17 protein-coding genes and 1 pseudogene are annotated in these 22,717 nt (G+C 42.2%); 16 read left to right on the top strand and 2 right to left on the bottom strand.

Annotated elements, in window-relative coordinates:
• Positions 1-229: 229 nt before the first annotated feature.
• From fmt to thrC, 4 genes are all read left to right on the top strand, one after another.
• Positions 230-1,288: a methionyl-tRNA formyltransferase gene (gene fmt, locus JMX18_RS09855; RefSeq protein ID WP_201587351.1), complete on the top strand. Its 1,059-nt coding sequence runs from the start codon at positions 230-232 to the stop codon at positions 1,286-1,288.
• Positions 1,289-1,372: 84 nt separating this feature from the next.
• A complete protein-coding gene (locus tag JMX18_RS09850; protein WP_201587347.1) occupies positions 1,373-2,986 on the top strand; it encodes a transcription antitermination factor NusB in 1,614 nt (537 codons plus the stop codon).
• Positions 2,987-3,454, top strand: a complete 468-nt coding sequence (locus JMX18_RS09845; protein ID WP_201587345.1) for a hypothetical protein — start codon at positions 2,987-2,989, stop codon at positions 3,452-3,454.
• Between the two features lie 382 nt (positions 3,455-3,836).
• On the top strand, positions 3,837-5,258 hold the full coding sequence (thrC, locus tag JMX18_RS09840) for a threonine synthase (protein WP_201587343.1): 1,422 nt from the start codon (positions 3,837-3,839) through the stop codon (positions 5,256-5,258).
• 107 nt (positions 5,259-5,365) lie between these two features.
• Here the strand turns inward: thrC and JMX18_RS09835 are convergent, their stop codons facing one another.
• Complete coding sequence (locus JMX18_RS09835) at positions 5,366-6,529, bottom strand: cytochrome-c peroxidase (protein ID WP_265088824.1); 1,164 nt, start codon at positions 6,527-6,529, stop codon at positions 5,366-5,368.
• A gap of 473 nt (positions 6,530-7,002) precedes the next feature.
• On the opposite strand from JMX18_RS09835, the gene JMX18_RS09830 reads away from it, so the two are divergent.
• The 6 genes from JMX18_RS09830 to JMX18_RS09805 all read left to right on the top strand — a co-directional run bounded on the left by JMX18_RS09830 (position 7,003) and on the right by JMX18_RS09805 (position 13,904).
• Positions 7,003-8,040 carry a LysM peptidoglycan-binding domain-containing protein gene (locus tag JMX18_RS09830; RefSeq protein ID WP_455237863.1) on the top strand — a complete coding sequence of 346 codons (1,038 nt, stop codon included), beginning with the start codon at positions 7,003-7,005 and terminating at the stop codon, positions 8,038-8,040.
• 35 nt (positions 8,041-8,075) lie between these two features.
• The gene (gene dprA, locus JMX18_RS09825) at positions 8,076-9,368 is read left to right on the top strand and encodes a DNA-processing protein DprA (RefSeq protein ID WP_201587338.1); all 1,293 of its coding nucleotides are present in this window, start codon (positions 8,076-8,078) and stop codon (positions 9,366-9,368) included.
• A 122-nt stretch (positions 9,369-9,490) separates the two neighbouring features.
• The gene (locus JMX18_RS09820) at positions 9,491-10,132 is read left to right on the top strand and encodes an L-threonylcarbamoyladenylate synthase (protein ID WP_201587332.1); all 642 of its coding nucleotides are present in this window, start codon (positions 9,491-9,493) and stop codon (positions 10,130-10,132) included.
• Between the two features lie 259 nt (positions 10,133-10,391).
• Positions 10,392-11,369 carry a TIGR01777 family oxidoreductase gene (locus tag JMX18_RS09815; protein WP_201587328.1) on the top strand — a complete coding sequence of 326 codons (978 nt, stop codon included), beginning with the start codon at positions 10,392-10,394 and terminating at the stop codon, positions 11,367-11,369.
• A gap of 153 nt (positions 11,370-11,522) precedes the next feature.
• On the top strand, positions 11,523-12,614 hold the full coding sequence (locus JMX18_RS09810) for a metallophosphoesterase (RefSeq protein WP_227674625.1): 1,092 nt from the start codon (positions 11,523-11,525) through the stop codon (positions 12,612-12,614).
• 162 nt (positions 12,615-12,776) lie between these two features.
• A complete protein-coding gene (locus JMX18_RS09805) occupies positions 12,777-13,904 on the top strand; it encodes a metallophosphoesterase (RefSeq protein WP_201587326.1) in 1,128 nt (375 codons plus the stop codon).
• On the opposite strand, the gene JMX18_RS09800 is transcribed toward JMX18_RS09805, so the two are convergent.
• Positions 13,881-15,185, bottom strand: coding sequence for an alpha/beta hydrolase (locus tag JMX18_RS09800; RefSeq protein WP_201587324.1), 1,305 nt, complete (start codon positions 15,183-15,185; stop codon positions 13,881-13,883). The genes JMX18_RS09805 and JMX18_RS09800 overlap by 24 nt on opposite strands.
• A 433-nt stretch (positions 15,186-15,618) precedes the next feature.
• Between JMX18_RS09800 and grpE the strand changes: the two genes are divergently transcribed.
• From grpE to JMX18_RS09770, 6 genes and pseudogenes are all read left to right on the top strand, one after another.
• Complete coding sequence (gene grpE / locus JMX18_RS09795; RefSeq protein ID WP_201587323.1) at positions 15,619-16,224, top strand: nucleotide exchange factor GrpE; 606 nt, start codon at positions 15,619-15,621, stop codon at positions 16,222-16,224.
• 288 nt (positions 16,225-16,512) lie between these two features.
• Positions 16,513-18,453 carry a molecular chaperone DnaK gene (gene dnaK, locus JMX18_RS09790; RefSeq protein ID WP_201587322.1) on the top strand — a complete coding sequence of 647 codons (1,941 nt, stop codon included), beginning with the start codon at positions 16,513-16,515 and terminating at the stop codon, positions 18,451-18,453.
• Between the two features lie 313 nt (positions 18,454-18,766).
• Positions 18,767-19,318: a porin family protein gene (locus JMX18_RS09785; RefSeq protein WP_201587319.1), complete on the top strand. Its 552-nt coding sequence runs from the start codon at positions 18,767-18,769 to the stop codon at positions 19,316-19,318.
• Between the two features lie 199 nt (positions 19,319-19,517).
• Positions 19,518-19,973: pseudogene (locus JMX18_RS09780) on the top strand (NfeD family protein); the annotation flags it as partial.
• A gap of 309 nt (positions 19,974-20,282) precedes the next feature.
• Positions 20,283-21,143: an SPFH domain-containing protein gene (locus tag JMX18_RS09775; RefSeq protein ID WP_201588310.1), complete on the top strand. Its 861-nt coding sequence runs from the start codon at positions 20,283-20,285 to the stop codon at positions 21,141-21,143.
• Between the two features lie 146 nt (positions 21,144-21,289).
• Complete coding sequence (locus tag JMX18_RS09770; protein WP_201587315.1) at positions 21,290-22,696, top strand: esterase-like activity of phytase family protein; 1,407 nt, start codon at positions 21,290-21,292, stop codon at positions 22,694-22,696.
• Positions 22,697-22,717: the final 21 nt, after the last annotated feature.

Raw genomic sequence — 22,717 nt, 5'->3', positions numbered from 1 at the left:
TAGAGATACCTCTATAAATATAATTATTATAGTAGCTAAAAAACTAAAAATACATGGCTTTATATAAAATCTTAGCAGTATTGACGCTACTAATTCTGTATTAGCTATGGTTAACCTAAACAGGACAGCCATAGCACTACTTTACAAACTCACTTATAATAGGCTAACAGTAAGATAATTATTAACCCTTATTAAAATAAAACACGCTGCCACGATTTTGAGTCCTGCTATGAATAATACCGCAAAAAACTTATCTAATACCGTCCCATCTCAGGCATTGCGCGTAGTATTTGCTGGTACACCCGAATTTGCTGCTACGGCGCTTGAAGCGCTCATTGAGCAGCAAGAGGCGCTCAATATAGAGATTGTCGCCGTTTATAGCCAGCCTGATCGCAAGGCCGGTCGTGGTCAAAAGCTAACCGCCTCCGCAGTCAAGCAGGTCGCACTCAACGCTGCTATCCCTGTTGAGCAGCCCGCTACTTTCAAAAAGTCGAGCACTGAGGGCATTGCAGCGCGGCAAACCTTACGTACCTACCATCCTGATGTGATGATTGTCGCTGCTTACGGGCTGATTTTGCCGATTGGAGTGTTAAACATACCTACACATGGCTGCTTAAATATTCACGCCTCACTATTGCCGCGCTGGCGTGGAGCGGCGCCTATTCATCGTGCGCTGCTCGCTGGTGATACTGAGACCGGCATTACCATTATGCAGATGGATAAAGGGCTGGATACTGGCGATATGCTTTATAAAGTTAAATGTGCTATTGAGAGTGACGATACTGCCGCCAGTTTACACGATAAGCTTGCCGATCTGGGCGCATCAGCCATCGCTACGGTACTGCAAGATTTGCCCAGCTATCAAGCAAAGGCGGTTAAGCAAAATAACCATGAAGCTAATTATGCTGAAAAGTTGGTAAAATCCGAAGGCGAGATTGATTGGACGCAGCCCGCTGCAGTCATTGAACGTCAAATTCGTGGTTTGAATCCATGGCCGGGTGCTTATACCTTTTTGGATGGTCAACGAGTCAAGGTTTTAGCCAGTATGCCGGTTAATGAGACCCAGCCAACCGTCAAACCTGCTGGCACCGTCATCAGCGTTGGACGCAAGGCGATTCTTGTCGCTTGTGGCAAGGCCGATAATAGCGACACTCATATTTATACTGAGGCCAGTACTTTACGGATAACTCAATTGCAATTTGCAGGTGGCAAGCCGGTGAGCGCCGAACAGGTTTGTCATGGTAATCAGCTTGATGATGGTGATAAGTTTACTAGCGAGCCTGGCTAATAGTAATTCTAAAAACAGTATTCTCAGAAACGAAGCCAAATCAATCCATACAGACGCTGCAAGGCGTATCGGAAACCAATCAATATGAAAAACAGCGCAACAGCGTCTAATAACCACAAAAGCAATAAGAACAAGCCCTCAAGCAACCTTAAAATGACCGGTAGCGTACGAGTGCGCGTGATTCGTACCTTACTAGCTATTCAGCAAGGTCAGTCGTTATCTAGCGTCCTTGACCCCCTACTAAACAGCTTGCACGAAGGCGACAAAGGCTTTGCCCATGCGCTGCTTTTGACCACTCTGCGCCAGTGGTACGCCCTAGCGAGACTGCTTGATAGCTTGGCGGACAATCCTATCGATGAGATAGAAGTGCGCACCATCATTCAAGTGGGATTGGCACAGCTGCTTTATTTGGAAGTGGCGGACCATGCGGCGATTCATGAAACCGTTGAATCAGCAAAAGAGATTGAATTTGCAAGGGCGGCCGGTCTTATCAATGCTATCTTGCGTAAAGTCGCCAAGAACCCTAACAAATTCCGCAAAAAGAGCGACAAAAAGCACAGTCTGCCCAATTGGTTGGCCTATCAGCTGAAACAAGACTGGAGCGAGCAGTATGATGAATTAACTCAGGGCCTGCGCCAGCCTGCACCGATGTTTTTACGAGTAAATACTGCTGTCCGTTCAACCGAGGATTATCATAAGCGTTTAGTAGATACCGATATCAGTGCTAATTTGGTTGAGTTAACGAGTGGTTTGCAACTGTCTAATTCAACTGACGCATCTAATGCCACTGTATCCACTATAACAACGCCAGTACTACGTTTGGAGCAAAGCACGGCGGTGAGTTTTTTACCCGAGTTTGCCAATGGTGCCGTTAGTGTACAAGATATGCACGCCCAACTTGCCGCACCGCTGATTCAGTTGGCGCTAACTAATAAGATAGAAACTGATGATAGTAATGATAATACGTCCAAACTGCATTTGTTAGACGCTTGTGCAGCGCCGGGTGGCAAGCTAGCCCATTGGTTAGAGCTATTAACTAGCGATAACGAACAGTCATTGTTTCATGTGAAACATAGCAATTTGAATAATAATTCAGATAGCGGCTCAAATTTAAATACGGATAGTAAAATCACCAATATTCAGCTAACCGCTATCGATAACGAAGCGCCACGGATTACCCGTATTCATGAAAATCTACAAAGATTAAATTTAGAGCAATCCCAGCTACAGAATAACAGTAAGAATATCAGTCTTAATATCGTCTGCGCTGATGCCACGAGATGGCAAAAAGCCAAACAAAATAAGAAAGAAAGCGCGGAGGACTTAGCGGTATTTGACGCTATTTTACTCGACTCGCCTTGCACGGCAACTGGCGTCATTCGTCGTCATCCTGATATCAGTATCTTGCGTAATGAAGAAGACGTCGCGCAAACGGCATTATTGCAGGCGGATATTTTGCATAATTTATGGCCACAATTAAAAGTTGGTGGTTATTTACTGTACATAACGTGCTCAATATTGAAGCAAGAAAACGTCGAGCAGATGCAAGACTTTTTAAAACATCATGATGATGCTACCGCTGTTGAATTTACCGATGAGTGCAATTGGGGTATTGAACAGGCAGTTGGTCGTCAGTGCTTGCCGATTGATAGTGCGGGTGGTGATGGGTTTTATTATGCGTTGTTACAGAAGCAGTAGATGAAAGAAATTAATTATAAAGATTGGACTCTAATTGTAGATGTAGAAGCTACAAAGCGTTTTTATGCAAAACAACCTATAGGAAGTGCGGAAGCCTGCGGATGTTATAATTGCCAAAATTTTGTTGCTAATGGAGACTCTATTTATCCTAATGAAATTAAAGATTTATTTTCGCAATTAGGAATTGATTATACTAAGGACAATGAAGCTAGCTATATAGGACATCATGAAGGAGTCTACTGGTATTTTGGTTGGTTTTTTTACTGCGGTAAATTAATAGGTAAAGACTCCAGAGTCCAACTAGATGATGGCACCTCAACTGTAGAAACAGTGCCAGTAGATGATAAGTTTTCAATTGGTTTTTGCCGAACAGGTGTGTATTTGGCTCAGGATAACGACAAATTTATTCAAATTGAAGTTTTTGTTGAATTGCCTTGGGTGATTGATAAAGAACTAGATATTAATTAAATAAAGACTACGACTTTGGCTTATCGGTAGGTTGGTGTCGAGGTACGAGACCCAACAGATTAAATAGTTGGGTGTCGCAAGCTCCACGCCAACCTACAGAACGAAATTTTGATAATTAATAAGTTTAACTTTGCCTTAGGTGTGCTTTAGCCTTGAGAACCATTAAAAAATTGCACTGCAATTTTAGGTTCGCAAAAGAAAATCCCTTAAAGGGGGTTTTCTGATAGCGATTATCTAGATGAGCTACAGCCACAAAACTCACCTTAGAAACCTATAAGCCTTTTATTTAATAGAGCTTCCCATTAAAAATATGCTACCCTTTTGCTATTTCTCCTTTTTGTATTTCACAGATAAATAAGACAATTCTCTAACAGGATAAATCATGAAATATATTAGTACCCGTGGTCAGACTCAGCCGATGGATTTTAGCGATGTGCTATTGATGGGGCTGGCTCCCGATGGCGGCTTGATGCTACCTGAATATTATCCAGAAGTGGATACCGCAGTTTTAGCAGAATGGCGCAAGCTGAGCTATCCAGAACTAGCATTGGCAATTATGCAGCGCTTCGCCACCGATATTCCTTATGCTGATTTAAAAGATATCATCGAGCGTACTTATACTACTGAAGTATTTGGTGATAAAGAGATTGTGCCGGTACGCAAGCTGGAAGATAATTTATACATTTTGGGCTTATCTAATGGCCCGACTTTGGCGTTTAAAGATGTAGCGATGCAGTTTTTGGGCAATGCTTTTGAATATGTGCTTAAGCAAAAAGGCGCGCGTATTACCATTATAGGGGCGACTAGTGGGGATACCGGTAGCGCTGCTGAATATGCTTTGCGTGGTAAAGATAATATCGAAGTCTTTATGCTCTCGCCACATGAAAAAATGAGCGAGTTTCAGCGCGCACAAATGTATAGCTTGACCGACGATAATATCCATAATATCGCTATCAAGGGTATGTTTGATGATTGCCAAGATATCGTCAAAGCACTGCAACAAGATGCCGAGTTTAAAGCCGCTTATAGTCTTGGTACGGTCAACTCCATTAATTGGGGTCGCATCTTAGCGCAGATTGTGTATTACTTTAAAGCCTACTTTGCGGTGACTGCTAGCAACGATGAGCAAGTGAGTTTCTGTGTGCCATCAGGCAACTTTGGTAATATTTGCGCGGGTCACATTGCGCGGGAGATGGGTCTGCCTATTGGACGCTTAATCGTAGCGACCAATGAGAACGATGTATTAAATGACTTTTTCAATAAAGGCACTTATCAGCCGCGTCCAACAGAGAAAACTTATGTGACCTCCAGCCCATCAATGGATATCTCCAAAGCTTCGAACTTCGAGCGTTTTGTTTATTTATTACTAGATAAAGATACAGCGCGCGTACATGAGCTATTTGAAGGCGTAAAATCGGGACAAGGCTTTGATTTGTCCGAGGTGATGGAAACTGTTAATTCACATTATGGCTTTGCCGCCGGTAAGTCGACTCATAGCGACCGTTTGCAAACCATCAAGTCTCTTTATGAGCAACATGGTGAATTGGTGGATCCGCATACCGCTGATGGGATTAAAGTCGCCAAAGATTTACAGTTGGATGGTGAGGTGATTATCTGTGCCGAGACTGCCTTGCCAGTGAAGTTTGCCGAAACCATCGTCGAAGCTATTGGGCCAATAGATATTAAGCGTCCGGCGCATACCGAAGGCTTGGAAGATTTAGAGCAGCATGTGACAGTATTGGACAATGATGCTGAATTAGTTGCCGAACAGATTCGTCAGCATGTGCAGCCCAATCTATCCTAATTATTGTTTCACGTGAAACATTGTATAAATATTAAAAAAGCCCCCACTATTTAAAAATAGATAGTGGGGGCTTTTTAATGGTTAGCGAAAAACTTACTTAACAGTCCCTAGCTTTGCTTTTTAAAAGGTTCAGGCAATGGGGTGTTCTCATTGGATGGAGGTAAAGTAGGATATTTTATTTTAGGCTGGTCACCCGTCAAGGTTTTTAAGAAAGCGACAATATCAGCAGTTTCTTCAGCCGTATAGTCACGGTTTAACTGAATCTTACCCATAATATTTACCGCTTCGCTCAATGAGCTAACTTGACCATCATGGAAGTACGGATAGGTCAGCTCAATATTGCGTAATGTTGGCACTTTAAACAGTCCTTTATCTTGTTCCTTACCGGTCACTGCATAGCGACCTTCTGACAAGTTTTGAGTGGTATATTCATCAAAAACCCCAAACTTTTGATAGGAGCTACCACCGAGAGCAACTCCATTATGACAAGCGACACAGCCGCTTTCTTTGAATATCTTGTAGCCATTTAATTCTTGCGCCGTTATAGCGTTGTCATCACCTTTTAACCATTTATCAAAGGGAGCGTTAGGAGTAACCAAAGTATCTTCAAACTGAGCAATCGCACTGGTGATTTGTTCAATCGTTATTTCATTATTATCGTCAAACGCTTCTTGAAATAAAGCTTTGTATTCAGGAATAGAATTAAGTACTTTGACCACATGCTCATGACTAGAAGCCATCTCAATAGGGTTCTCAATCGGACCGCCTGCTTGCTCCATTAGATCTTTAGCACGACCATCCCAAAATTGGGCCAAAGAATAGCGGCTATTCAATACTGTAGGGGAGTTAATAGGGCCTTCTGCCCAGCCATGACCAATCGAGGTTGGCATATTATCCGTACCCCCTTTGGCCAAATCGTGGCAACTATTACAAGATAGCCCACCGGATTTGGACAGCCTAGTATCAAACCATAACATCCGTCCTAAATCGACCTGTTTAGGTGAGGAGACAGCTACTACTTCAATGGGCTGGATGGGCTCACTACGAGTGCTGCCTGATTGCGCCGCTATTTGCGCCGCCTCTGAGCCATCTACATTTCCAGCTTGTTCAGTCGCTCGTTCGGCAGTTGCGGTGGAGGATGGAGTGTCAGACGTATTGATATTACCTATAACGGGATCATTAGGCTGCTCGGAGCAGGCCGCCAATACCAAAAAACTACTGCTAATGGCGATAGCAAGAAGTCGCTTATAGGAAGGGTGTAAGTGGGCCAAAGTGAATCTCCTAAAGTTATCGAAATATATTCAATTATGGTTATCCATAAGTAAATAACCATAATATCATTAGGGATAAATTCTGTATATAAAACCTTACTATTAATAAGGGTTTATTTTGTAATATTAGATTAGTAGTAAATAGTCGTTAATCTCGATTGACAGCTCTACTATTTAAAATAAAAATATTTGCTTAAAAAGGTTATATTTTTGTAAAAAAGCTTCTAGAACTATGCTATTGTGAGTCTAATTGTAAATTTAACCGTAGTAATCCCTAACAAAGTGTTGCTGATTGTGTTGTTGGAGTCATTCATAACTATCAATCATAGAATACTGATTGATATCGATTTGTTGATAGTTAGCTGCGGTTTACTTAACACTTTATGGATATAACGATGAAAAAAAGCCTAAATCTAAGCTCTTTGGTAAAATCTCTGCCAATCATTGCTTTCAGTAGCATTATTAGTAGCGTTATGCTAATGAGCACTGCCCATGCCAATAACCCTGCACCTACTATCAAAGCGGATGCGCCCAATCGTTATATCGTCAAAAAGGGCGATACCTTATGGGATATCTCAGGTCGCTATTTGGAAAGTCCTTGGCGCTGGAAAGAGATTTGGGCTACCAATAAGCAGATTAAAAACCCTCATCTCATTTATCCTAATGACATTCTTATCTTATGTATTATTCAAGGTAAAACCTTGATAGGCGTGGATACTGGCGAAGGCTGTGCTGGAGTAGAGAAGCAGCTTACCAGTGATTTTGTGGCTAGTAGTGTGGCGGTTACCTCGACGGCTAATAGTGTCCCAGCTATTCCTTTATCGGCAATCAGACATTGGTTAGATAAAACCCTCATCGTTAATCCTGCTGACTTTAATACTACCCCTTATGTATTGGCGTCCAAAAACCGTAATTTAATCACAGCTAGTGGGGATAAGGTTTATGTTAAAGGCGTTACGCTCATTACAGGGCAGCGTTACGGCGTTTATCGTGAAGGCGAGCGTTATGTTGATCCTAAAACACAAAAGGTAATAGGTTTAGAGGTTACGCAAGTAGCCACTGGCTTAGTTACGGATGTTGCTAATAACGGCGTTAGCAGTTTGCAGTTGACAGAGAGCTACGGTAAAGAGGTTCGAGAGGGCGATCGGGTGTTTGTTGAGCTTGGTAACTCAATACCGCCTATATTCTATCCCACCCCTGCGACAGTTAACCGCGGCGGTATGATTGTCAGAGTCATGGATTCAATCAGTTCTGCGGCACGAGGCAGCGTAGTAGCGATAAACTTAGGAAGTAATCAAGGAGCAAAACCTGGCGATGTCTTAACCGTTTATCAAAAAGGCCCCTTGGTCAGAGACACTATCGATAACGACGCTTCAGTACGATTGCCTAGTGAGCCTAGCGGTACGGTGATGGTATTTAACAGCTTTGAAGATATAAGTTATGCCTATGTATTAGATTCAGAGCTACTTATCAATGTTGGTGATCAGCTATTGCCACCGCCTTATTTATAAAAGTATAAAATCTAACCAAGACGAGCAAACCACTAATGGCGGCTATAACACCAGTCATATCTAGGTTATCTGATGATCAGCGCGCTACATTAGCGCTATGGTATGAAGTTAATGCTTCATTGAGCGCCTACCATAAACTGCTTAGCCATTTTGGTAGTGCGCAGCAAGCATGGAACGCCAAAGTTGGCGCTTGGCAACAGCTGGGTATTCATCAAACGCACCTCAAACGTCATGAACAAGTTGAGCAGACTATCGCTAGTATTGATAATATTGAGCAAGCGCTAAATACAGAAAAGTATCAGTTAATATTCGCTGAGCAAGATCAATATCCTACGCAGTTATTACAAATATATGATCCACCGCCATTGCTATTCTGCCGCGGTAATAGCGCTTTATTATACCAAGCGCAAATAGCTATTGTAGGTAGCCGAAAGCCGACGACTCATGCGCAAAAGATTACTTTTGATTTGGCTCAGTATTTGGCACAAGCAGGCTACGTGATTACTAGTGGCTTGGCGATGGGTGTAGACAAACGTGCTCATCTAGGGGCACTTGCTCAAGAGCAAACCGAGTATCAAGGGCGCACTATAGGGGTGATGGGTACAGGGATTGATGTCTGCTATCCCAATCATCATGACCAGTTATTTACCCAAATTATCAATCAAGGCGGCTGTCTGGTGAGCGAGCTACTGCCGCACACTTTACCGCACAAACATACTTTTCCGCGGCGTAATCGTTTGGTCGCTGGATTGAGTCTAGCCACTATCGTTACCGAAGCGACTATCAAAAGCGGCTCACTGATTACCGCTCGGCTGACCTCAGAGCAAGGCAAACAAGTCTTTGCTATCCCAAGCCACATTGACAACACTAATGCTGAAGGTTGCCATCACTTAATCCGTGAGGGGGCAACGCTGATTTATCATCCCCAGCAAGTCTTAGATGATGTAGGCGTTCAGCTACATAATAAAGATAGTTTGGCCTATCGATTAAATCAGACTGACGCAGCTGGTGGCAGCGATACAAATCATCAGCCCAACCCCTTTAACGATAACACTCCGCTATCCTCTTCAGCGCTATCCTCATCAAAAATCAATAGCAACCGCTCTATTACTAATTCCGTTAAAACCAAGCAGGAAAAATCAGCAGCTATTATTACCGTCCCACAAAAGCTGGCCGTAGTTTACGAGCAGCTCGACTGGCATGGCCAAGATTTGGATGCTTTATTGCTAGCAACCAAATTGACCACCCCGCAATTGATTGCTCAGCTGATGGAGCTTGAATTATTAGGCGCTATAAGTGAACAAGGCGGGCGTTATCTGCGAGTTTAGCTAATAAACTTAATAGGTCTACTTTTTATTGCTAATATTGTCTAAGTCGACACCACCCCGCTGGTTGGCTGTTCCTGTATAATGAGTAATTATCGTTTCCATCATCTCAAAGCTGTTATCTTATGTCTCAAGCACCTCGCCTACAAACCTTTACTACTGACTCTATTAAAGAAGCTGCTGCATGGCTAAAAAAGGGCCGATTGCTGGCTTACCCAACTGAAAGCGTGTGGGGGATAGGTTGTGATGCTTTTGATAAAGCGGCTGTTGAGCGCATTCTTGCTATTAAACAGCGTACGCAATCTAAGGGTATGATTGTAGTCACTGATAGTGCAGAGCGCATTGAGCCATTACTGGCGCATTTGAATGACAAACAGCGCCAAACGGTGCTTGATAGCTGGTATCATTGTAACCAAATGCAGGCCCATACTTGGCTACTGCCTTTAGCTGATACGCTGGAGCTAACAGTACCTATCCCCTCTTGGATAACCGGTGCCCATGATAGTGTAGCGGTACGAGTCATTGCTCATCCGCTTATCCAGCAACTGTGCGCGCAAATGGTGGCGCCAACCAATCCTTATGGCTTTATAGTTTCTACCAGCTGTAATCCATCTGGGCATCCGCCTGCGCTATCGTTAGCACAGGCGCAGGCGTACTTTATAGATAACGAATTCGCTGATCAAATGGCTTATCTACAAGGCGAAACGCTACACTATACTTTGCCCAGTCAGATATGCGATGCGCTAACCGGAGAGATCATTCGTTAGCAGCCGCCCTCATATTTGAGTGTTGAACAAACCCTAATCAAACCCACTTTATCTATGCTGTTCTGATTTGCGCTCAGGCGCTATTCTGCTGTGGCTGCAAATCTCGATATTGCTACCGATAAGCCTACTGTTGAGCGCTACCTTACCAAAATCCTGCAAAACCAGTTTTGACAAACAGCATAAAAAAGACCACGATATTTATAAAGGATTACCGTCTTTTAAGATTATAAAGACAGTTTCATAAAACAAGGATAACAACATGAATATTTTAATCAGTGGCGGTTCAGGATTTTTAGGTAGTGCATTAACAGATGAGCTAATAAAGCGTTATAAGAATAAAGGTCAAGAGCTTTATATTACGTGGTTAACGCGTGATAGCAGCCAGCAGCATCCTGTTGAGGTCAGTATGATGACTTATGACGAACTTGCAACGTCTAATGCCAGTTTTGAGGTGATAGTGAATCTTGCCGGGGCTGGTATCGCTGATTCGCGCTGGAGCGACGAGCGTAAACAAACTTTGCTCGCCAGCCGAGTCAAACCAACGGAATCCTTATTAGAGTTTATCGCCCGTAATAAGTATAAACCAAAGCTAATGGTGAGTGGCTCAGCTGTTGGTTGGTATGGTACGCAAGGCGATAAACCGCTGAACGAAAGTAGCAGCTATGAAACTGATTTTTCACATAAGCTGTGCGATGACTGGGAACAATTAGCCCTTAAAGCCACAGACTACGGTGTACCAGTCGCTATCGTGCGCACGGGGATAGTGATTCATCCTGACGGTGGTATGATCGGTAAACTGTTATTACCCTTCAAACTGGGCGTTGGTGGGCAATTAGGTGACGGTCAGCAAATTATGAGCTGGGTTAGCCGTGCCGATTGGGTAGGAGCGACTATTTTTATTATTGAGAAGCATTTGGCTGCTCAGAATAATCCTCAATCAGACCATAATTTAGTAACGGTGGATAACATTTTGCAGACCGCAACTGATACGCCAGCAGTGGTTTATAATTTAACCGCTCCTAATCCTGTGACCAACCATACTTTTACTAAGGCGCTAGGCTCGTGGCTTCATCGTCCGACCTTTTTTACCTTGCCTAATTTTTTACTAAAGCTGATGTTTGGCGAGATGTCGACCTTACTGATTGATGGACAAAAGGTATTGCCGCAAGCACTACAAGAAGCTGGCTACGAGTTTAAGCAGCCGACGTTTAAGCAGGCGTTAGAGCAGCAGCACTAACGTAACTAATATAACCGGATCAAGGTTTCACGTGAAACCTAAGTTTGGACAAAGTTTATGGTTATATTTTATGTAAAAGTGATGAAGTTTAAATGAAAACAATGAGTCTGTAGCCCGAGCGTAACTATTTTGACGTAACATAGCCCCACCTTTATGCGGTTAGATATTGATATGTGGCTATTTATTGTTTTGACTCAACTGCTGGCTATGGTTAGCAGTGCTATGCTTTGGTGGCTGATACGCCCAAAAAGCGCCTTTAGTAAAATAGCGCTTATCGCCAGCGTTTTTATTATCAATAATATCGCCTTGTTTTATGGACTCAGTGACTACTGGCGTGAGCGCTTCCATATCTATTTGGTTATCAGTATTTTGCAAGGGTTTATGGTTTATGCGTTACTGATAACCGGCGCTATTGCCTTTATTTATAACAAAGTATTAAGACAGCCGTATAAACCGAAGCTCATTCGTTTGCTGAGTTTAATGGTCTTTATAGGGATAGTAAGCCTAGCGCTATTCAATGCTTATTCGCCTGTAGTAAAACGTCTAACGGTGACAGTAGATAAGCCATTAGATCAGCCTATAAAGATGATTTTGCTCTCTGATACTCATATAGGTCAATGGTTTGGTAGCCGCCAACTGGATAAACTGGTGAATTTGGTTGATAAGCAAAACCCTGACGTCGTATTAATAGCGGGTGATGTGATGAACGACACTACCTATTATTATGATAAAAGCAATATGCATGAGCAGTTGTCAAAGCTACAAGCGCCACTGGGAGTCTATGCGGTACTCGGCAATCACGACTATTCGGGCAATGAGGTCGCGATTGCTAAAGCGGTTCAGCGCGCAGGTATAGAGGTTATTGATAATAAAACTGTATTATTGGATGAGGCGGTTTGGTTGGTCGGACGTTCCGATGAGACCGATATAGGTCGACCTTTAGCGGCTGATTTATTGGCGCAGGTTGATAGCAAAAAACCAGTCATAGTCTTGGAGCACAGCCCTTCGGAGATTGAATTTATTAGTGAGTTGCCCTTTGATCTACATCTAGCGGGGCATACTCATGGGGGACAAATCTTTCCTTTAACCTATCTGTTAAAGTGGTTTAAACCGTTGGTGCACGGACATAAGCGCATAGATGGCTCACAGTTCTTAGTCACTTCAGGTTATGGCTTTGGCGCAGTACCTTTTAGACTCGGCACTCGCTCTGAGGTTTGGGCAATAACTTTAGAGTCAGGGCTTTGATATCAAGGCATTGGCAATCAACAGCTTTATAATAAAGCTCGCCGGACAGTTAAGAACTCAAACTAAGCTCAGCGCTAATTAAAAGTTGCCGTAAAAGTCTCTATTTAAAATAGAGGCTTTTATTATTTTTTATGCCAGACCTAAACCATTTTGGGATGACTCATGCGCTACGCCTTTATTATTACCATCATTGTGCTGCTAGAGTCGTTTAGCTTTGGCGCGGCGCTGAGCTTGCAGTGGTGGTTACGACCATGGTTAGCAGAACAAGGGTTAACCGCAGTATTTATAGCGGTGTTTATTATTACTAACGGCCTGTTATTACTGACCATTAGCAAACGCTTTGCCAATAGCTATCGCTGGATAAGTGGTTGGATGCTAGTTATGCATTTTATGATGCTAAGCGCTTTATTAACCTTATTATTACATGGTGCTTATGCGCTAGTGGTAATGCTGCTAAGTAGTGCGGCAGTGCCAGTAGCAGTATTATCAATGTATGGGCGTATTTTTGCTTTGACTGTCTTTATAGGGCTATTTATTTATGCTCTATATAATGCTTACGCCCCGGTAGTGCGCAAAGTTAGCATTAGGATTAATAAACCCTTAACGGATGAGCTTCGTATTGCGCTGGCTAGCGATTTACACTTAGGGCAGTTGTTTGGTAATGCTGCTATTAAGAGGCTACATAATAAGATAAGCCAATTAAAGGCAGATATATTGCTGATGCCAGGCGATATCATGGATGATAATACCCAAGCTTTTTCAGCCACCAACATGCATGAACAGCTGGCTGAGTTATGCGCCAGTTTACCGTACGGGGTTTATGCCACTTTGGGCAATCATGACTTGTATGGTCATGAGCAGCCTATTACGGATGCTTTACGTAGCGCTGGCGTGCAGTTGCTTAATGATGAAGTGCTACAGCTTGACCATCAAGGGCAGGCTTTTTGGTTAATGGGGCGTTTTGATAATCATAAACGCCAGCGAGTGGCGACATCCAAGCTACTAGCGCAAGTAGATACCACTGATCCGATTATCTTATTGGATCATCGACCTAGCGATATTGTTGAGCACAGTCAGATGCCTATTGATTTGCAGGTCTCAGGTCACACGCACAATGGACAGATATTCCCCGCCAACTTCATCGTCAATGCTATCAATAGGCTAGGTTATGGTTATGAAGCGATTGGCAACGGTCACTTTGTGGTCTCTTCTGGATATGGCTTTTGGGGTATTCCATTTCGCTTAGGATCACGCTCAGAGATTTGGTTAATTACTCTGAGGGGCAATTAATTGTTGAACAAAATCCTTAAACTCATTAATAATATAATTAGTTTCCTTGCCAATACCTTTATGCACACTCATTAAGTGAATAAATCCGTGCGGAGCGCCTAGTACCGTATGAGTTCGCACTTCGATATCATATCCCTGCAACTGCTTGGCAAACACAAGCGCCTCATCACGCAAGATATCTAATTCAGCAGCAATAATATAGCTGGGGCAGAGCTGCTTACTATCTCCATGCATAGGAGCGACTAATGGATGCGACTGGGGTAAAGGGCTTTGCTGCATATAAGCGGCATCAAAAACCTCAATATCGTCATGATCGAGTAGTAACCCTTGACCATAAAGCTCCCAACTTGGATAGTTAGCCTCGATATCAGTAACAGGATAAAGGGGCAACTGCGCCAAAGGTTTAGGCAAGTCTTGTAATAACTTTATAAAAGCCTCATCGGCCATTTTATTTTTCGCCAGGTTCTCCCACACCTTGATATCAGGATTAATAACCTGCTGAGCGACCATTATAGCCAGACAGCCGCCGGCGCTATCACCAGATAGTACGATACGTGAAGGCTTGGCACCTAGCGTATGGCAGTTTTCAGTCAGCCAAGTATAAGCGGCTATGCAGTCCTTAAGAGCCGCTGGCGCTGGGTGTTCAGGTGCTAGACGATAATCAACACTGACTACTGACCAACCGGTTTGCGCGCATAGCGTATGACAAAACTCATGATGAGTATCAAGGTCGCCTATACAGAACCCGCCGCCGTGAAAGAATAGCATGACGGTCTCATCCTTAGCTTTATGTTCAATATTTTCTTCATTATTTTGTGGCAGCTGTCGATAGCAGCGTATGGTCATGTCCTCATGACCAGCATTAGCAATGGTTTTATCCTGCCAATTCACACTTACCATATCTGCATCGGGCTGCTCCCATACGCTTAAGGCTTGTATGGAGATGGCGTTAGTAGCAAATTGTTGACGGAATTTAAGTAAACTATCTAATTTTAAAGGACGCTTCAATTTATTATTGACGGCAATAATTAAGCGCATGTGAGCATCGGCATGAGGATATTGCTCAGCCGTTGGTGCTGCTAAATAGCGGTTAAGATGTGCAATTAATGGCGCTGGTAGTTGGCCCACACCTTTTAAAAAATAATGAAGTTTGTGCTGATGATAGCTGTTTTTTACTTCATAGCCTTGGGCGTTAGCTGCTTCAGATAGTGAATGGCGTCTGATCACACCAGTTGCTTTAGTTAATACTGCATTTATTGAAGGTATAGGAAAAATAGACATAACACTCCTTGTATTATTGGCGTTAATTTAAAGTATGCCAATAAACTCGGCATACTTCATATTATAGTATTTATAGTCATCACCTCTTGCAATAGAATTAAGGTTGACTAACCTAAATACAGTTAACATTTGCTGACAGCATTCCCATCAGCAGACCTTATCATAAGAGAATAGGGTTAGTTATCCGGCCTAATTTTAGCTATCTATACTCATAAACTTGGCTAAAGCGAAAAATTCATGGTGATAGGCTTGAAATATATACTATTAACCTTTATCAAGCAGCTATCAGGACACTATTATTAAACTAGGTATTTAAAGAGTGATGACGTGCTCAACCAACACTTATATCTATAGACTGTCCGCAGTTTTATTTATTATTAAAAACAATCCATTATTAATCAGTACCATTATTAGATACTTATAAGGAGTTATCATGAGTGAACAAAATCAAAACCAGGGGTTCGATAAGAAAAGCCAACAAGCGGCCCATAGCAATATTGATCGTGAAGAAAGCGTTTTAGCAGAAACTATGGAAGAGTTTGATCCTGCAAATAACTCTGGCGCTGAAACCACTATTGAAAATGATATTGATATTAGTGTTTATGAAGCTCGTATTGCTGAGCTTGAAGGTGAGGTCAAGCAAGCCAAAGAAGGTACCGCACGTGCTAATGCCGAAGCTTATAATGCACAAAAACGCATGGAACAAGAAACAGAGAAAAGTAAAAGATTCGCCTTGCAGAAGTTTGCCAAAGAGTTATTAGAAGTGGTTGATAACCTTGAGCGCGCTATTGAGAATGCTAATGAAGATGACCCAGTTGCTGAAGGGGTCAAGCTAACGCATAAAGCGCTATTAGACGTATTGAACAAAAATGGCGTAGAAGTCATTGACCCACAAGGTGAGACTTTTAACGCTGATTTCCATGAAGCTGTTGGGATTGATGAAACCGCTGAAGCTGAGAAAGTTGGAACCGTCTTACAGAAAGGTTATAGCCTAAATGGCCGTTTATTGCGTCCTGCTATGGTGCGCGTTGGTCAATAAGTCTTATCAGGGCTCAATCCTTACTATAAATAAGGATACTCACAAAAAATCACATAAAAGCAGTTTTTTGAGTGTTTGTTACCTTGAAAAATAACAAGACAAACCGATATATAGCAACAAGTGACCAATTATGGTCTGATATACCAGCTGTAATACAGCAACCGTTAAAAGAATATTTATCGCTAAAAGCAGTATTAATAAAGTGATAATGCTGAATAAGTACGGTTGATAGGACAGCTAGCACCAAATATGAACATCAAATGATCAAAAAATTAGGAGTAATTTAGTATGGCTAAAGTTATTGGTATTGACTTAGGTACGACCAACTCTTGCGTAGCGGTGATGGAAGGCGATAGCGTCAAAATCATTGAAAACGCTGAAGGTACACGTACAACCCCTTCAATCGTTGCCTATAAAGACGACGAAACGCTCGTAGGTCAGTCGGCCAAACGTCAAGCAGTTACTAACCCGAATAACACTCTATTCGCAATTAAGCGTCTAATCGGTCGTCGTTTCGATGATAAAGTTGTGCAAAAAGACATCGGTATGGTGCCTTATAAAATTGTTAAGGCTGATAACGGTGATGCTTGGGTCGAGATTAATGGTAAAAAATTAGCCCCACCACAAGTTTCTGCTGAAATTTTAACAAAAATGAAAAAGACAGCAGAAGACTATTTAGGTGAGAAAGTTACCGAAGCGGTTATTACTGTACCTGCTTACTTTAATGACTCACAGCGTCAAGCTACCAAAGATGCGGGTAAAATTGCTGGTTTAGACGTTAAGCGTATTATTAACGAACCAACAGCTGCTGCACTTGCTTATGGTATGGATAAAAAGCAAGGCGATAGCACCGTTGCCGTATATGACTTAGGTGGTGGTACTTTTGACGTTTCAATCATCGAAATCGCTGACGTTGACGGTGAGCAGCAGTTCGAAGTATTAGCAACCAACGGTGATACCTTCTTAGGTGGTGAAGACTTTGACTCAGCTTTGATTGATTATCTAGTTAATGAATTCAAAAAAGAGCAGGATGTCAATTTAAAAGGTGACTCACTAGCGATGCAGCGTCTAAAAGAAGCGGCAGAAAAAGCGAAAATTGAGCTATCAAGCGCGCAAAGTACTGAAGTGAACTTGCCATATATTACTGCTGATAGTAATGGTCCTAAGCATTTGGTGATTACCATTAGCCGCTCAAAGCTTGAAAGCCTAACTGAAGATTTGGTTAAGCGTACGATGGATCCTTGTAAGATTGCCCTTGAAGATGCAGGCTTGAAAGCAAGCGACATCGATGACGTAATCTTGGTGGGTGGTCAGACTCGTATGCCACTAGTACAAAAACAAGTGCAAGAGTTCTTTGGTCAAGAGCCACGTAAAGACGTGAACCCTGACGAAGCGGTTGCAGCAGGTGCAGCAATTCAAGGGGCGGTGTTGTCTGGTGACAAAACTGACGTCCTATTGCTTGACGTGACTCCACTAACGCTAGGTATCGAAACTATGGGCGGTGTCATGACGCCAATCATTGAGAAAAACACGATGATTCCTACCAAGAAATCACAAGTATTCTCAACGGCTGAAGACAACCAGCCAGCGGTAACCATTCAGGTTTATCAAGGTGAGCGTAAAATTGCTAACCAAAACAAACAGCTTGGTCGTTTTGACTTGACAGATATTCCACCAGCGCCACGCGGTCTACCGCAAATCGAAGTTACCTTTGACATCAACGCTGATGGTATCATGAACATCTCAGCAACCGATAAAGGTACGGGTAAAGCACAAAGTATCCAGATTAAAGCAGACTCTGGCTTGTCGGATGAAGAAGTCGAGCAAATGGTACAGGATGCTGAAGCGAACGCTGCTGAAGATGAGAAATTCGCTAACCTAGCCCAAGTTCGTAACGAAGCCGATGGTCGTATCCATGCGGTACAAAAAGCGCTAAAAGAAGCAGAAGACAAAGTAACTGAAGATGAGAAATCATCGGTAGAAACGGCTATCTCTGAGCTTGAAACCGCTACTAAAGAAGACGATCATGACGATATCAAAGCTAAGCTTGAAGCTTTAGATAACGCTTTCTTACCGATCAGCCAAAAGATCTACGGTGATGCAGGTGCTGGGGCAGAAGGTATGGATCCAGGTCAATTCCAGCAAAGCACTGAATCCGCTGATGCAAGTCAAGCTGACGATGATGTGGTAGATGCTGAGTTTACCGAAGTAGATGACGATAAAAAATAATTCATTTTTGATTTGAAAGTATGATAAAAGCGCACCCCTGAGGTGCGCTTTTATATGAGTTCGGTAGGCGTATGCTCATAAATATTAAAAGAATGCTATCAATGTAACATAATATTTCATATCTCGGCCTTTGTAACCCAGATGATGACAAACGCTTGCAAATCTTAACTCTCATACTATCAAACACTGACACAGTATTCGAAATACTTTGTTACTATGTATACATCGTTAGCAGATAAGGCGATAAGGTTTAAATAACTTGAATAAATAGATAACTTATCTGTCAAAAGAAATTTAATTTAAGGAGATGACGATGAAGATTTTACAGAAAACATTACTTGCATTAGCAGCTGGTTCGTTATTGACTGTAGGTGCACAAGCAGCGGTTACTTATGGCAGTGGCTATGCAGGTCAACCATACGTTGGTGTGAAAGTCGGTCAGTTTAACTTAGATACTTCTGGTGCTGACAACCCAACGGCATATGGTGTTTATGGTGGTTATAACTTTGATCCTAACTTTGGTTTAGAAGCAGAGTATGTAGGTTCAGATGACGCCGATTATTATGATAGAGGTGACGTAGACGCTAAGACTTATGGTCTGTACGGTACTTATCGCTATGCTTTTCCAAACACAGCGGTATATGCTAAAGGTAAGTTAGGTGTAGCACGTACTAAGATCGAAGGTGACGCTTATCTTCCTTACACTAACTATCCTTATGTATCAGTTTCTGACAGCAGTACAAGATTGGCTGGTGGTATTGGTCTAGGTTATTCAGTGAATCCTGACTTTGGTATTGAAGCTGAATACGATATCGTTGGTAGCGATGCAGACCTATGGACTGTTGGTGCCCACCTTAAGTTCTAAATACAGCTGATAACTGTTAACTTATAAACAAAAAATGATCGCTTAGGCGGTCATTTTTTTTGTCTGTTATTCTATTAATAACTTTTTTGTGGTTAATTCTATTAAGCGATAGATAACAGTAAATTATTGATTTTTAAGGTAATGTATATAACCAAACTGTGCTACATTAAAAGGTAGGAATGCAGAGGAGGAGATAGCAATGATTGAGACTATTTGGATGATTGAACCTTGGCATTGGCTAGTGTTGGGTTTTTTATTGATGATTGCTGAGATATTCATTCCTACCTTTGCCAGTCTTTGGTTTGGTGCGGCCGCTATTATTGTCGCTGCCCTAGCTTGGTTATTACCGGTCCCCTTATTCTTACAAGTGATTATTTGGTTAACTCTATCAGTAATATTTATGTTCGCTTGGGCCAAATATATCAAACCTTTATCCATAGATCGGACTAAAGCTGGGCTAGGTGGTAGCGTAATCATCGGGGAAACGGGTATGATTGTAGTCAAACCCCAAGATGGCATTCCTGGACGTATCCGCTTTAATGTCCCTATAGTGGGCGCTGATGAATGGTTTTGTCGCACTATAGATGAGACTGTTGAAGTGGGTGATCGAGTGGTGGTAACTGATATTACTGGTAACGAGCTAGTAGTAGCTCCGACCAAACGTATTGCTGCGCCCACTTTTGCTAATCGTCCCAATATTAACCAGTTTAAATCCAGTGAAGTGAATCGTAGTAAGGTTAAGCAGAGTAAGTTGAGCCTCAATAAAGAAGATCTTGATAGAGCTCGCCTTAAAAAGAAGTTTACCGATAAATGATTGCTGGAGTTTTTATTTAGCCTAACCATTAGTAAGAGCCAGTCATAGGCAAACATACATTGGATTAGTAGAGATTAAACAAATAAGACATTGCTGCGCCCTTGATAGCAATGGTTCAAGGAGAGCTTTATGAATAGTATTTTAAGTAGCATGAATGGTATCAGTATTGTGATGCTGGTATTGGCTGCTCTAGTCATCTTTACTGTCTATAAAGGCGTATGTATTGTGCCTCAGGGCTATAAATGGGTGGTGCAGCGCTTAGGTAAGTACCAACAAACCCTAGAGCCTGGGTTCAGTATCATTATTCCTTTTGTTGATAGGATTGCCTATAAAGTTACCACCAAAGACATCGTCCTTGATATCCCGTCACAGGAAGTGATTACTCGTGATAACGTGGTTATCATTGCTAATGCGGTTGCTTATATTAATATTGTCCGTCCTGATAAAGCGGTTTATGGTATTGAAGATTATGAGTATGGCATTCGTAATTTGGTACAAACCTCTTTGCGTTCAATCATTGGTGAGATGGATTTAGATAATGCTTTATCGAGCCGTGATGAAATTAAAGCCTTGCTTAAGCACGCAATCTCAGAAGATATCGCCGATTGGGGTATCACGTTAAAGACAGTGGAGATTCAAGATATTAATCCCTCACAAACCATGCAAGCCTCTATGGAAGAGCAGGCGGCGGCAGAGCGTCTACGCCGTGCAACCGTTACCCGTGCCGACGGTCAAAAGCAAGCTGCTATTTTGGAAGCAGATGGTCGCCTAGAAGCCTCACGCCGTGATGCTGAAGCACAAGTAGTATTGGCAAAAGGTTCAGAAGAGTCTATCCGCCTGATTACTGCGGCGATGGGTGATGAAGAAATGCCGATTGTCTACTTGCTGGGTGAGCAGTATATCAAGTCGATTCGTCAGCTTGCCGAGTCTGATAATTCAAAAATGGTGGTGCTGCCTGCTGATATCTTAAGTACAGTGAAAGGTATGGTCGGTGATAAGCTAAAAGTTTAATAGCTTGTTTTTTATTAGTGTTTCTATGTCAAAGCACAAAAATAGCCAGCTAGTATTTTGCTACTGGCTGTTTTTTATTGTGCAACAGAGCTTTATCAAAAATAAAAATATTCTTCTACAAAAAATTTAAAACGAAGGAATAAAAAATGGCTAAACAAGATAGCTTTACAAAAATAATCCCTATAAGCGGCTTTCGACAAGGCAGCCCATTACCTTATGAGATATTAAATAATCAATTTATCAATGCAGCTTACCCTAACGAAAATTTGGAAATTCGTAAAGGTGGTTTCGGTTCCGATGCCGCCGCTCATCCTACTCATCCCAGTCGATTTTATGCGTTAACTGATCGTGGGCCCAATGCTGATTATGAAGGTAGTGCCGGCAGTGGTAAGCAGTTCTTAATCCCCGATTATACGCCGTGTATAGGGTTATTTGAGCTCCAAGCGGATAGTAAAATCGTCAAAATTAAAGAGATTTTACTTAAAGACTCTCAAGGTAATCCTATTAGCGGTTTACCCAATCCAAAGGCGTTTGGGGGTACTGACGAGATACCTTATGATCTTGATGGACAGCCGATGACTGTCAATCCTGAGCTACCTTTTGATGAGATAATTAATCCCATTAAGACTGATATTAATGGTTTAGATCCCGAAGGGCTGGCGGCTTTAGACGATGGTAGCTTTTGGATCAGCGATGAATACGGCCCACATCTGGTACACTATAATGCTGATGGGGTGGAGATTGAGCGTATCAATCCGTTCGCTAATGATGAGCGCAATAATATAGTTGTTGATAACCAGACCGTATTGTTACCACCTGATTTTGCTAAGCGCCACCCTAATAAAGGCATGGAGAGCCTGACGATTACGCCAGATCAAACCACCCTAGTTGGGGTTATGGAGTCGTCTTTGGATAATCCTAATAACTCAGTTCGGCGCTCAAGCTTGGTGCGCCTAATAACGATTAATCTAGTTAGTGGACAAGTGGCGCAGTATCTCTATCGGTTAAATGATCCACAGCATGTGACGTCGGGCATTGCCGCATTAAACAGCTATGAGTTCTATATTATTGAGCATGATCGTAAGTTTCCCCTACAAGACAAGTTTGCACAAAAGCATATTTATAAAATTGACTTTACAGAGGCTACTGATATTACTACTATCACTGCTAAGAGCGATGCTAAACAAGATGTAGTCAGGCAAGATAAAGCTTTAGGTCTAATTATCAATAATCAAACGCTAGAGCAGTTTATTGCAGCAGATGAGAGTAATTGGTTAACTTTAGATGAGAGGGGTATTAAATCAGTTAACAAGACGCTGGTAGTTGATGTGATTGGGGCGCTGGACTATCCACACGACAAGCTTGAAGGTCTGTGGCTGCGTCAAGATGGTTCGCTTGGATTATTAAATGATGATGATTTTGCTATGACAGATTCGGACACTCAGGATTTGACTACAGATCATAGCAAAAGCAGCGTTGAACAAAAATACTTGGATAGAGAAAAAACGATCGAGGATGCTACTAGGCTGTATATCGTCATACCTTCTGAATAGTGCTGTTTTTATTTTGAACCT

This window comes from Psychrobacter jeotgali (assembly GCF_904846315.1).
In the GTDB taxonomy this organism is placed as follows: domain Bacteria; phylum Pseudomonadota; class Gammaproteobacteria; order Pseudomonadales; family Moraxellaceae; genus Psychrobacter; species Psychrobacter jeotgali.
The sequence above is the reverse complement of the archived record's forward strand: the minus strand, read 5'-3'. Positions and strand labels throughout refer to the sequence as shown.

What these genes read in the sequence shown, in the direction of transcription:
- fmt (WP_201587351.1), top strand. Translation starts at nt 230, where the DNA reads ATGAATAATACCGCAAAAAACTTATCTAATACCGTCCCATCTCAGGCA.
- JMX18_RS09850 (WP_201587347.1), top strand. Translation starts at nt 1,373, where the DNA reads ATGAAAAACAGCGCAACAGCGTCTAATAACCACAAAAGCAATAAGAAC.
- JMX18_RS09845 (WP_201587345.1), top strand. Translation starts at nt 2,987, where the DNA reads ATGAAAGAAATTAATTATAAAGATTGGACTCTAATTGTAGATGTAGAA.
- thrC (WP_201587343.1), top strand. Translation starts at nt 3,837, where the DNA reads ATGAAATATATTAGTACCCGTGGTCAGACTCAGCCGATGGATTTTAGC.
- JMX18_RS09830 (WP_455237863.1), top strand. Translation starts at nt 7,003, where the DNA reads ATGCTAATGAGCACTGCCCATGCCAATAACCCTGCACCTACTATCAAA.
- dprA (WP_201587338.1), top strand. Translation starts at nt 8,076, where the DNA reads ATGGCGGCTATAACACCAGTCATATCTAGGTTATCTGATGATCAGCGC.
- JMX18_RS09820 (WP_201587332.1), top strand. Translation starts at nt 9,491, where the DNA reads ATGTCTCAAGCACCTCGCCTACAAACCTTTACTACTGACTCTATTAAA.
- JMX18_RS09815 (WP_201587328.1), top strand. Translation starts at nt 10,392, where the DNA reads ATGAATATTTTAATCAGTGGCGGTTCAGGATTTTTAGGTAGTGCATTA.
- JMX18_RS09810 (WP_227674625.1), top strand. Translation starts at nt 11,523, where the DNA reads ATGCGGTTAGATATTGATATGTGGCTATTTATTGTTTTGACTCAACTG.
- JMX18_RS09805 (WP_201587326.1), top strand. Translation starts at nt 12,777, where the DNA reads ATGCGCTACGCCTTTATTATTACCATCATTGTGCTGCTAGAGTCGTTT.
- JMX18_RS09800 (WP_201587324.1), bottom strand. Translation starts at nt 15,185, where the DNA reads ATGTCTATTTTTCCTATACCTTCAATAAATGCAGTATTAACTAAAGCA.
- grpE (WP_201587323.1), top strand. Translation starts at nt 15,619, where the DNA reads ATGAGTGAACAAAATCAAAACCAGGGGTTCGATAAGAAAAGCCAACAA.
- dnaK (WP_201587322.1), top strand. Translation starts at nt 16,513, where the DNA reads ATGGCTAAAGTTATTGGTATTGACTTAGGTACGACCAACTCTTGCGTA.
- JMX18_RS09785 (WP_201587319.1), top strand. Translation starts at nt 18,767, where the DNA reads ATGAAGATTTTACAGAAAACATTACTTGCATTAGCAGCTGGTTCGTTA.
- JMX18_RS09775 (WP_201588310.1), top strand. Translation starts at nt 20,283, where the DNA reads ATGAATGGTATCAGTATTGTGATGCTGGTATTGGCTGCTCTAGTCATC.
- JMX18_RS09770 (WP_201587315.1), top strand. Translation starts at nt 21,290, where the DNA reads ATGGCTAAACAAGATAGCTTTACAAAAATAATCCCTATAAGCGGCTTT.